Source organism: Mycobacterium kyorinense, from assembly GCF_001672775.1.
Lineage (GTDB): Bacteria > Actinomycetota > Actinomycetes > Mycobacteriales > Mycobacteriaceae > Mycobacterium > Mycobacterium kyorinense_A.
On sequence record NZ_LZKJ01000012.1, the window covers coordinates 1 to 13,708 of the forward strand.

Below are 13,708 nucleotides of genomic sequence, written 5' to 3' on the forward strand. Positions count from 1 at the left end.
ACAGTGATCACTCTCCAATCGAAGGGTGCTCACTTTTCGACCGGAATCACCTGCTCACTTTTCGACCGGAACCGACAGTGGCATGCTGGTGCCATCGTAGGGCTTCCAGTGGCCGCTTGGACGGTGACGTCCCTGCTACCAGCACAACATCCGCTCCGACATCAATTGGAAGCGCGACGGCCGGTACGGGCCGGTCTCGCGCACGGTTCGCGACCCATTTTGCGGCGACCAGGGGCCGCCGACGAAGCATTGCAGTTACGTCTGCGCGAGCGCGCCTCGCTCCCAATATGGGGGGAGTGTGGCGGGGGCAGGCGTACTAACAAACTGCCACTCAGTAAGAATGGCTTCTATGTCACGTTCTTTCAATGTGGTGGCCGAGTCTTCTAGCAGCGTCGAACAGATTCATGCTGCGTTCGGCCGCGAGGACTATTGGTTGGCCCGCATCGCGGCCGGTGGCAGCGACAACATCACACTAGATTCGCTTACTGTCGACTCCGACCGGACAGTGACAATGCGCGCCACCCAACATCTGGGTCGTCAATTGCTGCCCGGACTAATTGCCAAACTCCTTCCGGGTGATCTAAAAATTGTCCACAGTGAAACGTGGAGAGCGATCGGTGATCGCAAAATACGCGGGGAAGTCAACGTCTCGGCCTCCGGCGGATTGGGATCTGGTCGTGCGGAAGGGTGTTTGGTGCCTGCCGGCGACGGCTCGCAACTGGAGTTTTCTGTCAGAATGGAGGTCAAAATTCCCTTGTTGGGCGGCAAACTCGAGAAATCCATTGGAACCAATTTGGCTGAGGGCATCCCCGCGTTGCAGCGGTTCACTACGGCGTGGATCGCCGAGCATTCCTGAACGATCGTCGGTGAAATATGGTCGGATGTCGCATCCGCCTAATCGCTGAAATTGCGATTTCGTTACCCGCGGGATCACGATCTGGACCGAACAGATCAGCTGTGGTGCCGGTAACCGGCGAGCGCCAAGCTAAACGGTCGTCCTCGGGAAGACATCTGTGACCGCGTCATCGTCGGCGTAGTCGTCTTGAAGCATCAACGACCGTGTCACAGGGCGCGGTGCGCGAGACCGAAGCATGACGCTGGCGGGGCGCGGACGAACCACATGCGGCCACCAGAACCACCGTCCGAGCAGCGCGGCGATAGACGGCGTCATGAATGCTCGCACGACCAAGGTGTCAAACAGCAAGCCCAGCCCGATGGTGGTACCGACCTGACCGATGATCCGCAAATCGCTGACCGCCATCGAAGCCATCGTGATCGCGAACACCAGGCCCGCGTTGGTCACGACCTTGCCGGTGCCGCCCATTGCCCGAATGATGCCGGTGTTGATGCCGCTGGCTATTTCTTCTTTCATCCGGGATACGAGTAGCAGGTTATAGTCGGACCCCACCGCCAATAGAACGATCACGGACATCGGAAGTACCATCCAGTGCAATTGAATGCCGAGAATGTACTGCCAAATCAGCACAGACAAACCAAACGATGCGCCGAGCGAAAGTGCCACCGTACCCACGATCACTAATGCCGCAATAAAGCTACGCGTGATGATGAGCATGATGATGAAAATCAAGCAGAGTGCACCGACGCCGGCGATCCACAAGTCGTATTTTGCCCCGTCGTGGAAGTCCTTGAAGGTCGACGCGGTGCCGGCGAGATAGATCTTGGAGTCCTCCAGCGGTGTCGCCTTCAGCGCCTCCTCGGCCGCCGTCCTGATCTTGTCGATCCGCGCGATGCCCTCCGGCGTGGCGGGATCACCTTTATGGGAGATGATGAATCGAGCCGCTTTCCCGTCCGGGGACAGGAAGGAGCTCATCGCCCGCTGGAAGTCCTTGTTCTCGAACACCTCTGGAGGCAGGAAGAAGGAGTCGTCGTTCTTGGCAGCGTCGAACGCCTGTCCCATGGCGGTCGCATTCTCGGACGATTCGTCCATCGCGTTGAACAGTCCCGACATGGTGCTGTGCATCGTCAGCAGCATCGTGCGTGCGCGCTGTACGGTCGCGATAAGTTGAGGGAAGTTTTCGGTTAGCTGCGGCAAAATCTTCTCGATCTGTGACAGATCCCCCAGCAGAGTCTTGAGATTGTCGGCCGCCAGATCGACACCGTCGACCATCTCGAAAACCGTCCTGAGCGCATAACATAACGGGATGTTTGTGCAGTGCTTTTCCCAGAATAAGAAGCTCTTGATTGGCCTAAAGAAGTCTTCGAAATCCGCGACGTGATCCCGCAGCTCGCTGGTGACGGCCTCCATTTCACGCGTCACACCGATCGAGTGAAGAGTATTGGCGGTGATTTGCTTCTGCAATTCGTACAGCCGCTGCATCGTCGCAAGTTGAGCGGACAATATGTCGGCCTGCTTGAGCATGTCATCAATACGGGCCTTCATATACTGCATAACTTGCTGCCGACTCGCGTTTTGCATGCTGATCATGAAGGGAATTGAGGTGTGCTCGATCGGTGCTCCCTCGGGCCGGGTTATGCCCTGTACCAACGACACGCCGGGAACGTGGAAAATCCCCTTGGCTAATTTGTGCAGAATGAGGAAATCAGCCGGATTGCGCATGTCATGATCTGATTCGATCATCAGAATCTCGGGCATCATGCGCGATTGAGAGAAATGCCGGTCGGCAGCCGCATACCCTTCGTTGGCCGGAATGTCCTGAGGTATGTACTTCCGGTCGTTGTAGCTGGTCTTGTAGCCCGGCAAGGTCAGTAGCCCGACCAGCGCGATTGCTATCGTCGCGGTGAGAATCGCCGCGGGCCAGCGAACGACCGCCGTGCCGAGTCGGCGCCATCGCCTAACACCGATCCTGCGCTTGGGGTCGAATAGTCCGAAGCCGCTTCCCAGCGCCAGCACCGCCGGTACCAGGGTGAGCGCGACCGCGACCGCAACCACCATGCCGATTGCACAGGGGACGCCGATTGTCTGGAAGATGGGCATTCGGGTAAAGCTCAGGCACAAGATCGCGCCGGCGATCGTCAAACCGGAGGCCAAGACGACCGGTGCGACTCCCCGGTAGGTGGTGTAGTAGGCCGTTTCCTTGTCCTGGCCGGACTGGCGCGCCTCGTGATACCGACCGAAGAAGAAGATGCCGTAGTCGGTTCCGACCGCGATGCCGAGCGCCACCAGTAGGTTGATGGCAAAAGTCGAGAGAACAAGTACATTGCTGTTGCCGAGAAATGCGACAATACCCCGAGCCGCCCCTAATTCGACGCCGACCATAACGAGCAACAGCACCACGGTGATGGCTGAGCGGTAAACAAGAAGCAGCATCGTGAAGATGATCGCGACGGTGATCACGGTCATCTTCACAATGGATCTATTACCGCTGTGCTGCATATCGGTGACGAGCGCCGCCGGGCCGGTGACATAGGCCTTGATTCCGGGTGGGGGGGCCGTCCGGTGCAAGATATCCCGGACCGCGGCTATGGATTCTTGCCCCAGGGTTGTGCCTTGGTTTCCCGCCAAGTTCAACTGCACATACGCGGCCTTGTGATCGTCGCTTTCCGCGCCGGCCGCAGTAAGCCGATCTCCCCATAAATCTTGCACGTGTTGCACATGCGTGGGGTCGTCACGTAAGTCGCGAACCAAGGTGTCGTAGTAGTGGTGCGCATCTTCGCCGAGCGGCTGCTGTCCTTCCAGCACGATCATCGCGAAGCTGTCCGAATCGGACTCTTGGAAGTCCTTGCCCATCTGCTTCATGGCCTGGACCGCTGGGGCGTCTTGCGGAGCCAGCGGTACGGAATGCTCTTCACCCACGCGTTCCAGCGACGGAACGGCAAATGTTACAAGGAGTGTCAGGGCCACCCACGCCAGGATGACCAGCAGCGAAAACCTGCGGATGGCCCGCGGTACGAATGGGCTCTTGGGGTGTTCGGTGCTCATGCGGCGCTCACCATCCCGGGCTCCATCTTCACCTGGATGTCGCCACTCACTGCGGCTGTCTCAGCAAGGCACGCACCAATGGACGGGGTCCCGACGGCCGAAGTAGCGCACTGGCGGGTCGGGGCCGCACTTGTTGTGGCCACCAGAACCAGCGGCCCAGCAGCGCGGCGATGGATGGCGTCATGAAGGCCCGCACGATCAGGGTGTCGAACAACAGACCGAGAGCGATCGTCGTGCCCAGCTGACCGATGATGACCAGATCGCTGACGATCATGGACCCCATGGTGAACGCGAACACCAGGCCCGCGTTCGTCACGACCTTGCCGGTACCGCCCATTGCGCGAATAATGCCCGTTTTTATACCGGCGTGTATTTCCTCTTTCATCCGGGATACCAACAGCAAATTGTAGTCGGAGCCCACCGCCAAAAGGACGAGCACAGACATCGCGAGCACAGCCCAGTGAATTTGAGTGTGCAGCAAGTGTTGCCAGGCCAGCACGGACAACCCGAAGGACGCTCCAAGCGAAAGTAATACTGTGCCGACAATCACCAGCGCGGCTATGAAGCTTCGCGTCATGAGCAGCATGATGATGAAAATGAGGCAGACCGCAGAGACGCCGGCAATCATGAGGTCGAACTTGGAGCCGTCTACCAGGTCTTTCGTCATCGCTGAGGTGCCGGTGAGATAGATTCTGGCATTTTCCAGCGGAGTTCCCTTGAGCGCTTCCTCGGCGGCGGTCTTTATCTCATTGACTCGCGCTACGCCCTGCGGCGACGCTGGATCGTCGCGTTGGGACACGAGCATACGAGTAGCTTTCCCGTCGGGAGAGATGAAGACGTCCATGACTCGTTTGAAGTCTTCGTTCTTGAAAACCTCCGGAGGGAGGTAGAAAGAATCGTCGTTTTTGGATGCGTCGAACGCCTTGCCCATGGCTGTGGCGTTGTCGCCCACCTCATCCATCTGAGCGATCATCCCGGACATGGTGCTGTGCATCGTCAGCATCATGGTCCGCATGCTCTGCATGTTCGCGATCATCGGGGGGAATTGGGTGAGCAGCTGCGGCATGAGCGTGTCGAGATTATCGAGGTCTGCCACCAAAAGGTCCAGCTTGTCATTGATCTCATCGACGCCGTCAATGGAATCGAATACCGATCGGATCGCCCAGCAGATGGGGATGTCGTAGCAGTGCTTCTCCCAATAGAAGTAGCTACGGATCGGCCTGATGAAATCCTCGAAATCCGAAATGTGGTCGCGCAAATCTTGCGTGATATCCCGCATCTCATGCGTTGAGGCGACCATGTGGTGAGTCGTACCGACCAGTTGTTGCATCAGGTCATACATGCGCTGCATGATGGCGATTGTCTCTTCAAGGTCATTTGCCTGCTTGAGCATGTCCTTCATGCGGTCTTTTTGGTAACCCATGACCGAAAGCTGACCCGCGTTTTGCATGCTGAGCATAAACGGTATCGACGTGTGGTTGATCGGCGTTCCCTCGGGCCGAGTAACCGACTGCACCCTGGAAACGCCGGGCACCGCGAGGACGCCCTTCGCGAGCTTATTCAACACAAGAGCATCGGCAGGATTGCGGAGATCGTGATCGGTCTCGACCAACAGCATCTCCGGCGCCATCATGGCCGACTCGGGGAAGTGTCGCTTCGCGGCCGCGACCCCCTCCTGGCTCGGGATGTTTTTGGGGATGTAATCCATGTCGTTGTAACTCGGGCTGTACCCCGGCAGCGTCAAAAGCCCGATAAGCGCGACCGCTAACGTCGCGACGAGGATAGGTCCTGGCCACCGAACAATCGCCGTGCCAATTCGTCGCCATCCATGAGTGGAGAGCGGCCGCTTGGGGTCGAACACCCCGAAACGGCCGCCGACATTGATGACCGCCGGCACAAGAGTGAGCGCGACCGCGACCGCGACGAGTACCCCGACCGCGCAGGGGACGCCCAACGCCTGGAACCAGGGCAACCGGGTAAAGCTGAGGCAGAACAGCGCGCCGGCGATTGTCACGCCGGATGCCAAGACAACCTTAGCGACGCCGTGATACGTGGTGTAGAAAGCGGTTTCCCGATCTTCGCCGGCCTGACGCGCCTCTTGATATCGCCCGATGAAGAAGATCCCATAGTCGGTTCCGGCCGCAATTCCGATGGATACCAACAGATTAACGGCGAAGGTCGTAAGACCGACCATATCCAGGTTGCCGAGGAACGCAACGAGTCCCCGAGCCACCTGCAATTCAAGCCCGACCGTAACCAGCAAAAGAATGACGGTAAGAAATGAACGATAAACGATGAACAGCGTCCCGAAGATCACGGCGGCGCTGACCAGTGTGATTGTGATGACTGTTCGGTTACCGCTATGGCCCATATCCGCAACGATCGCCGCGGGCCCGGTCACATACGCCTTGACGCCCGGCGGCGCCGGTGTCCGCGCCACGATGTTCTGGAGGGTCTCGAGTGAATTGTCGGCCAAAGTCGTCGCCGGCAGACCCGCGAGGTTCACCTGCACATACGCCGCTTTGCCGTCAGAGCTCTGTGCGGCACCGCGGGTGAGTGGATCGCCCCAGAAATCCTGAATATGCCGGATATGTTCCGGGTCGTCTTTCAACTGGCGAATCAAATGGTCGTAATATTTGTGGGCCTCGTCGCCGAGGGGTTCTTGCCCCTCCAAGACGATCATCGCCGCACTGTCGGAGCTGGACTGTTTGAAGTCCTCATTCATGCGCATCATCGCTTTGAACGACGGCGCGTCGCCGGGGTTCAGCGACACTGAATGCTCTTTTGCGACTTGTTCCAGCGGGGGAAGGGCAATACCCACGATGATGGCGATTCCCACCCACGCCAGAATGATCGGCACCGAGAATCGATGGATCATGCGCGGTATGCGAGGTTGCTGAGTCGCGTGCTCGTAGCCCGTGCGCTCGGTAATCATGCGGCCTTCAGCAGGCAGAAGGTGAATGCATTCACTTCGTGCGAAACTCTTTCGGATTTGACCTCGTTGTCTACGGTGATGCGGCAGCCGATACTGGAACCGTCACCCTGAGCTGTGACGTTTCCAATGGCCGACGCCGCGGTAATCGGGAATTCCAGTGACCACGGCAATTGCACCCCTTCGATGCGCTGGGGGTCGCCTTCGGCGTCGAAATAGCTGATTGTGGCCACTGTCCCTGGTGGCCCGAAGATCTCGTACTTGAGGCGCTTGGGGTTGAACGGTTTAGATTCCCCGGCTCTGGTGTCGGCATACGACGTACGTTTCTCAGAGCCGAAGATCCCGTGCAGTCGCGAAACGGTGAATCCGCCGGCAACGATCACTGCCACGATGACCAGCGGAATCCACAGCTGCCGCAGAACCCGAAGGATCGCACGCCCTCGATTCCGACGATTCCGTCGAGATTGAGCTCGCGTTGAAGGCTCAGCTGAAGACTGGCGACGCCGCCCGAACCGGCCGGGCCGACGGCTGGACTCTTGGCTCACGTCTGGGTGACCGGCGTCGGCGACCTCCGACCATGCTTCCGCAACGGCGCGCCCACCGCGTTCGACCACTGCACCCAACCTTCCGCTGTTGAACTCCCCGCGCACATCCGTTGTTCGAACATGCCCTTTACACACCGGCCGTGATAGACCAGCCGACAGTACAGCGAATGCGGTGGCCATCGCAGGATAATCGCGCGGCGGTCACCTCAAACTTGCGGCGCCTCCCAGAAAACGACCCAAACTTGACACGACCCGATCTCGGTGAGTAAACCATGCCGGTAGCCTCCATATCGGCTGTTGCTCAATCGATATCGGATCGTAATGCATGCCGTGTGCGTAACGGGACGGTACAGACGGTCCGGTCCGCGCCGCAAATCACGTCATGTGCGTTACCGCGGGCCTCGCAGCGCTCCGCCCGGCGCGTGCGAGTGTAAAGATAGAGGTCCGAGCCCGTCGCTGTGTGCCGCCTGCCGGTTGCTAATCTGTGCCGGAAGTCCCGATAGTTCACGGCAGGGACTTCGTCGAAATCCCGGACGGAGCTGTTGGCCGCCACTATGGTCTGGAACCGGGTACCACTCGTCTCGACTATGAGGTATGGAGAATTCGGTGAGTGTCAATCCGTTCGACGACGACAACGGCAGCTTTTTCGTCTTGATCAATGACGAGGAACAACACAGCCTGTGGCCCACCTTCGCCGATGTTCCTGCCGGCTGGCGGGTGGTTTACGGCGAAGCGGACCGCGCTGCGTGCCTGGAATACATCGAACAGAACTGGCCTGACATCCGGCCGAAGAGTCTGCGCGACAGGCTGGCCGCGGCCAAGGATTCCGATAACTAAGGCTGTTCCGCCGTCGTCGTTAGCCGATCTCGCCCGTTAGACCGAACTCAGCCAGTGTGCGCGCAGCCAGTTCGCGCAAGGCAGGCTTGGTGTTCTCGGCACCCGGTTGGTAGGCGGCGACCGTCATGCCCAGCTTGCCGCTGATGCGCCACGACTGCACCCTCATTTGACCGCCCATGCGCTCGAGCCGCTGTCGTGTGACGTGTTGCCAAACCCCTCGCGCGGTGCCGTACTCGGCGTCGGTGCCATCGGGTCGCAGCACCGAGCCGAGGTCGCCCAGATAAGAACAAAACACGGGGAGATCGGGGTCGGCGGGCGCCGCGTCGGCCATCCGTTTCAACGCCCGCTTGGGCATTAACGCCATCAGCCAGAGGAGCTGCGACGACTCATCTGGTGTCTCCCGTGAGGTCTTCAGCGTCTGCTTGATCGCAGCGCGGAGGTTAGACAGATCCGTCGTTACCGGCGTCGGGTCGACGCTGACGCGGGCAAGCGATACTGCGTTGGCGCGCTGATCACCTTCGGTGCGGTCGGTCGCTGGGAGGAGCAGCGTGACGGCGCCGTCGCTGGCACGTCGGCGCCCCAGTCGCTCGGCAAGTTTGACCGCCAACGCCGCGGCAAGCGCGTTACTCGTTCCGCCAAGGGTCTTCGCACGGGCATCCCAATCGTTGAGGTCGACGTAGACCGTGATACCCGGCACGCGGACAACGTCGTCGCCGTTCTCGATCGGCACGGCAGCCGGTCGCGATCCCGGTGAGTGGGCACTATCGCGTCGGCGACGGGCTTGTTCTCGAGCCGTTTTCGCCGCAACGACAAGGGCTCGCGCAACCTCAGGCGCGTCCTGCGCTGTCTGGCGAACATCCTGCGCCACCGCGCGTCGTCGGGTACGGGAACCCGGCGGTGGATAGCCAAAATCGCGCTTGTTGCCCAAGACCGCATCCAGGACGGCGACCGCGAGGCCGAGGCCGTCGACCAGGTAATGGGACACCACCAGGCTGACCGCGGTCGAGCCATCCGTAAGCGGAAGGACGCCCAGATGCCAGCCCGGCCCCAATTCCGGATCGGCAGACATGTGCGCGCGGTCATCTGCCCATTCACTGAGTTCAGCGCGTGGACGGGCGCACTCGGCGATATCGATGTCCGATGGTCCTCGGTGTGCGACCCACCGATGCCGGGCGAACGGCAGCGGCGAACGTTCGATGCGCCGTCCGAGCAACCCATAACCGAGATTGTGGTGAAAACGCCGCAGGCCATCGAAGTCGACAGGATGTTCATAAACCCACAAGCCCTGAATGACTAGCTCCTGACCGGCGGCGCGCTGCCCCGCGAACAGACCATGGTCCATGAATGCGAGCCGATTGTCGGGCGGTGCAACACCGTTGGATGTGCGATTGTCACGGGCGGCGCGTGCAGAACGTATTCGGCGTCGCACTGATCAGCCTCCGATGACGTGGGATTCGCCCATGACGACCCGTGGGGCGTACACCTGGTCTCGGCGGATCGCGCAGCGCGAGACGACGTATGCCTCGTTAGAGTCCGACCAATTCATCAGCTGAGAGTAGCCGATGTGGTACTCCGGCTAGGCGACATGGCGCAGCCTCCAGCCGTGGCCGACGGCGCTGGAGGCCGAGACTTAGATCGCCGAAATCGCCTCGGGTAAGCCGTAGCGGTGAAATCGCTCCCACCGTCCGGATTTTCGGTGAGTGGATGTAGATAGCCTTGCCCGGCAGCAACTCCCGGTCGATCGGCTCGATGACCGCGTACACGGGCGGGGGGGTTGGCACGCCGTTCCCCCACCTTGTGGGAGGACTTGGCGGTCGATGGCGAATAGTGCTGGGGGCGTCGTCTAGTCTCGTGCCATGAGCCGGAGCCCACGCACCACCGCGAAGTCCTTCGAACAGGTGTACCGAGCGCAACAAGCCGACCTGTCGCCCGAGGATCTTATGGCGGAGCACCGCTGTCTCACGCCGCATGCGGCATTGGGCGCGGAGTGGTGCTCGTGACCGGCGCCGCCGAACGCAAGTCTGCGGCCCGCCCAATCGCTCTGTTCGTGTTAGGCATGGGCCGGTCCGGAACGTCGGCGATCGCGCGCGTTCTCTCGCTGTGCGGGGGTGAGCTCCCGGCCGGGGTGTTGGGTGCCGACGCGATCAATCCGGCCGGCTATTGGGAGCCGCGCGCAGCCCTGCATCTCAACGACAAAATTTTGCATCGCAACGCGAGCGCTTGGTACGACCCGGCCATGCACCTACAGGACGAAGGTGCATTCGATGCCAAAGAGTACGCCCGTTGCGTCGCCGAGATTGGGGAGTTTTTCACCACACTGCCGGCCGCGCCGCTCGTGGTCATCAAGGAACCTCGGATAACGCTACTGTCCGGCATGTGGTTTGAGGCGGCCCGTTCGGCCGGATTCGACATCGCCGCCTTGGTTGCGTTGCGTCACCCGCAAGAGGTCGTTGCGTCGATTGCGGCGGCTATTCGAACCCCGGCGGAGCTCGCGAGTGCCGTGTGGCTGAAATACAATTTGCTGGCTGAAAGAGAAACCCGTGGCCTTCCGCGCGTGTTTGTAGAGTACGCCAACCTTCTCGACGACTGGCGTCGGGAAATAACGCGGGTTTCCGCGGCGCTCGCGATCGACCTCAGCCCCCCAGGTGCTGGCCCAGTCGAGGAGTTTCTCAAGCCGGATCTTCGGCGCCAACAACACGACGGTCCGGTGACAGAAGTTCTTGGCACAGATTGGATTTCCACGGTCTACGAAGTGCTGGGCGCGGCCGCCCGGGATGAGCCATTGGATGAGTCTGCTCTGGAGCGTGTCTACGGCGCGTATCGGTTGAGTGAGCACAAGTTCCGAGGGGTGTTCGAGGATTTCCGCGGCCGCGACAACAGCAGGTTCCTTGGGCCGTCCATCCAGAAGCTGATCCGCTCCGTCCGCGCGATAGCTCACCGCCGCAGCGGGACTTGGGCCTAATCGCTGAGGCTAACACCCTTCGGCGTTCTGGAATCGCCTGCAGCCCTGAAGAGCCGCCGCCCAAGCAGCCAGGTTCTCGGCCACCCAGATCAGCGGACGCCGACGCCCAAGCTCTGGGCTACCAGCGCGATTCCAACCACTGCAAAGATGCCTAGCAGGATCTGCTGACGGTGGGCCAGCGCCCATTCGTGTAGCGGTCGCAGTACTGCTTGGGTTTTCACGGGCGTGATCAGGTAGCTGATGAGCGTGATCTCGATAACTCCAAGCATCGCGATGACGAACCCGATGACGGCTACGACCTGGGCGCCGAGCGGAACGCCGGAGGTCACGATCGTAGTGTCGATAAATATCACCAGGTAGGGCCCCGGCAAGAGCGCCATGCCAAGTACGAACGCGACCCATAAGGATCCGCTGTCCCACGCGCTTTGGAGTCGGCCTACCAGCCGTCGGATTGGCGAGGCGCCCTCCGTCGTTGCATCACCCGCGCGGCCAAACGGCGACGAAGGCGTGGTTGGGTCCGGCGTATCCGAGTCCAGCACCAAGGTCGAGCTGTTTCCGCTCCGTGCCGGCACCTGCGCTCGCCGACGCGCAAAGAAGCGCACTGCCAATACCGCGGCGATCGCCAGCACGAGCACACCCATGCCGAATTGGATGTGCCGGACCGTGGAACTCGCGGCCGTGGTCGGGGTGGCCAAATCATGGGAAAAAGAGGTGAACGTCGGTGTTGAGTGCAGCACCAACAGCGGAGCCAGCAGGATGGGAACGTTCATTACCACGCAGCCCGCCCAGTAGGCGAGCAGGTTTTGCACCGGCCGTGACCGGGAGATCAAGAGGAGGATGAGGCCGAGAAGCGCCGGATTGAACGCCATCAGCAGCGCCACCCCAAGCAGTGAGCCCCACATGGCCGGAGACACTACCTTGTCGGTTCGCGCGGTTTTTGTGTGTTCGCTCTTTTGACGCCCCCCGGTTGTTCTGGACAGCCGACGCAGCGCTGCGCAAGATTCTGTTGCGAACGTGAGAGCAGGGCCTCACGCACCCTACGACCAGTGGATAGGGCCAAGTGTTAGCATCCCGTCCGTGTTTGCACGCGACGGTCGGGTACGGATCGGCATTGTGGGCGCAGCCCGCTTCGCACCGCTGACCCTCATCAACCCCGCCCGGGAAAACGCCGATGTTGTGGTGTCGGCGGTGGCGGCACGCGATGGATCTCATTTGGCCGATGCTCAAGCCTTTGCCGCTGAGCACGGCATTGCCCGGGTGCACGCCAGCTATGAGGCTCTGGTGGCCGATCCAGACCTGGACGCTGTCTACATCCCGCTGCCGAACGGCCTGCACGGCAAATGGACTCGGGCTGCGCTTGTTGCGGGCAAGCACGTGCTGTGTGAGAAGCCGTTTACTGCCAATGCCGCGGAGGCTCGTGAGATCGCCGAATTGGCCGCGAAGTCGGACCGGGTTGTGGTAGAGGCACTGCATTACCGCTACCACCCGTTGACTGTGCGTGTCGAGGAGATCATCGCTTCCGGAGAGCTGGGCACACTGGAGCGGGTGGATGTCTCCATGTGCGTATTGCTGCGCAAGTCCAACAACGTCAACCTCTATAACTACTCTCTGGCCGGCGGGGCGATGATGGACGCCGGGAGCTATGCCGTTGACATGGTCCGCGCGTATGGTGGCTCGACCCCGGAAGTCGTTTCGGCGCAAGCGAAATTACATGGTCCTGCGGTGGACCGGGCCATGACGGCCGAGTTGCGGTTTCCCGGTGGGCACACCGGCCGGCTCCGTTGCGCAGTATGGTCGTCGAATCTGGTGCGGGTGAGCGCCAAGGTGGTAGGCGACCGCGGTGAGTTGCGTGTGATCAATCCGGCTGTACCGCAAGTTCTCCGTCGGCTCACAGTCCGTTCAGCCGAGGGCAAGCGGGTGGAGCGCTTCTCGAAGCGGGCCTCCTATGCGTATCAGCTTGATGCTTTCGCTGCGTCGGTGCTGCGCGGCGCACCGGTGAAGACGACGCCAGAAGACGCGGTCGAGAACATGACCGTCATCGACGCGATCTATCAGGCTGCTGGCCTGCCGTTGCGCAAGCCAGCCTGAACGCTGATCCCTTAGCTCAGTTCGCAGTTCGGGTCACAAGTCTCGTGGTCTGCGGCGAAAAGGCGTCGACCGCCTTCAGGCAAAGCGGTTCGACCCGAACTGCCTGCTAGCATCGGGTCCGTGCCTGAACGCGAGGCCTCGGTGCGAATCGGGATTTTGGGCGCGGCCCGCATAGCACCGTTGGCGCTCATCAGCCCGGCCCGGGAAAGCGCCGAGGTGGTGGTGTCCGCGATTGCTGCCCGTGACGTGTCTCGTGGTCAAGCCTTTGCCGCCAAACATGGCATTGCCCGGGTGCACGCCAGCTATGAGGCTCTGGTGGCCGATCCAGACCTGGACGCTGTCTACATCCCGCTGCCGAACGGCCTGCACGGCAAATGGACTCGGGCTGCGCTTGTTGCGGGCAAGCACGTGCTGTGTGAGAAGCCGTTTACTGCCAATGCCGC

10 protein-coding genes are annotated in these 13,708 nt (G+C 60.9%); 5 read left to right on the forward strand and 5 right to left on the reverse strand.

Going from position 1 to position 13,708, the window contains the following annotated elements; all coding sequences use genetic code 11:
* Window positions 1-349: 349 nt before the first annotated feature.
* Entirely contained in the window at window positions 350-856 is a 507-nt protein-coding gene (locus A5707_RS01110; RefSeq protein WP_065012694.1) for a DUF2505 domain-containing protein, read from the forward strand.
* A gap of 129 nt (window positions 857-985) precedes the next feature.
* On the opposite strand, the gene A5707_RS01115 is transcribed toward A5707_RS01110, so the two are convergent.
* Genes A5707_RS01115 through A5707_RS24270 form a run of 3 tightly spaced genes read right to left on the reverse strand, consistent with a single transcriptional unit; the run spans window position 986 to window position 7,252 of the window.
* The gene (locus tag A5707_RS01115) at window positions 986-3,901 is read right to left on the reverse strand and encodes an RND family transporter (RefSeq protein ID WP_065012695.1); all 2,916 of its coding nucleotides are present in this window, start codon (window positions 3,899-3,901) and stop codon (window positions 986-988) included.
* A gap of 46 nt (window positions 3,902-3,947) precedes the next feature.
* Complete coding sequence (locus A5707_RS01120; protein WP_065012696.1) at window positions 3,948-6,836, reverse strand: RND family transporter; 2,889 nt, start codon at window positions 6,834-6,836, stop codon at window positions 3,948-3,950.
* Window positions 6,833-7,252, reverse strand: coding sequence for an MmpS family protein (locus tag A5707_RS24270; RefSeq protein ID WP_065012700.1), 420 nt, complete (start codon window positions 7,250-7,252; stop codon window positions 6,833-6,835). The genes A5707_RS01120 and A5707_RS24270 overlap by 4 nt, the downstream gene beginning before the upstream one ends.
* 732 nt (window positions 7,253-7,984) lie before the next feature.
* On the opposite strand from A5707_RS24270, the gene A5707_RS01130 reads away from it, so the two are divergent.
* Window positions 7,985-8,215 (forward strand): MbtH family protein, encoded by a 231-nt coding sequence (locus A5707_RS01130; RefSeq protein ID WP_065012701.1) that lies wholly within the window; start codon window positions 7,985-7,987, stop codon window positions 8,213-8,215.
* A gap of 19 nt (window positions 8,216-8,234) precedes the next feature.
* Here A5707_RS01130 and A5707_RS01135 read toward each other — a convergent pair whose 3' ends face one another.
* Complete coding sequence (locus tag A5707_RS01135) at window positions 8,235-9,557, reverse strand: hypothetical protein (protein ID WP_156657422.1); 1,323 nt, start codon at window positions 9,555-9,557, stop codon at window positions 8,235-8,237.
* Window positions 9,558-10,271: 714 nt separating this feature from the next.
* Between A5707_RS01135 and A5707_RS01140 the strand changes: the two genes are divergently transcribed.
* Window positions 10,272-11,177 carry a sulfotransferase family protein gene (locus A5707_RS01140; RefSeq protein WP_065012702.1) on the forward strand — a complete coding sequence of 302 codons (906 nt, stop codon included), beginning with the start codon at window positions 10,272-10,274 and terminating at the stop codon, window positions 11,175-11,177.
* A gap of 89 nt (window positions 11,178-11,266) precedes the next feature.
* Here the strand turns inward: A5707_RS01140 and A5707_RS01145 are convergent, their stop codons facing one another.
* Entirely contained in the window at window positions 11,267-12,079 is an 813-nt protein-coding gene (locus tag A5707_RS01145) for a GAP family protein (protein WP_065012698.1), read from the reverse strand.
* 166 nt (window positions 12,080-12,245) lie between these two features.
* Here A5707_RS01145 and A5707_RS01150 point away from each other — a divergent pair, with 166 nt between their 5' ends.
* A complete protein-coding gene (locus tag A5707_RS01150) occupies window positions 12,246-13,265 on the forward strand; it encodes a Gfo/Idh/MocA family protein (protein ID WP_082969175.1) in 1,020 nt (339 codons plus the stop codon).
* A 120-nt stretch (window positions 13,266-13,385) separates the two neighbouring features.
* The coding region (locus A5707_RS01155; protein ID WP_232000588.1) for a Gfo/Idh/MocA family protein at window positions 13,386-13,708 on the forward strand (323 nt) is incomplete at its 3' end.

Bases quoted from the DNA above. Each gene is read 5' to 3' on its own strand.
- A5707_RS01110 (WP_065012694.1), top strand. From the start codon at position 350: ATGTCACGTTCTTTCAATGTGGTGGCCGAGTCTTCTAGCAGCGTCGAA.
- A5707_RS01115 (WP_065012695.1), bottom strand. From the start codon at position 3,901: ATGAGCACCGAACACCCCAAGAGCCCATTCGTACCGCGGGCCATCCGC.
- A5707_RS01120 (WP_065012696.1), bottom strand. From the start codon at position 6,836: ATGATTACCGAGCGCACGGGCTACGAGCACGCGACTCAGCAACCTCGC.
- A5707_RS01135 (WP_156657422.1), bottom strand. From the start codon at position 9,557: ATGGACCATGGTCTGTTCGCGGGGCAGCGCGCCGCCGGTCAGGAGCTA.
- A5707_RS01140 (WP_065012702.1), top strand. From the start codon at position 10,272: ATGGGCCGGTCCGGAACGTCGGCGATCGCGCGCGTTCTCTCGCTGTGC.
- A5707_RS01145 (WP_065012698.1), bottom strand. From the start codon at position 12,079: ATGTGGGGCTCACTGCTTGGGGTGGCGCTGCTGATGGCGTTCAATCCG.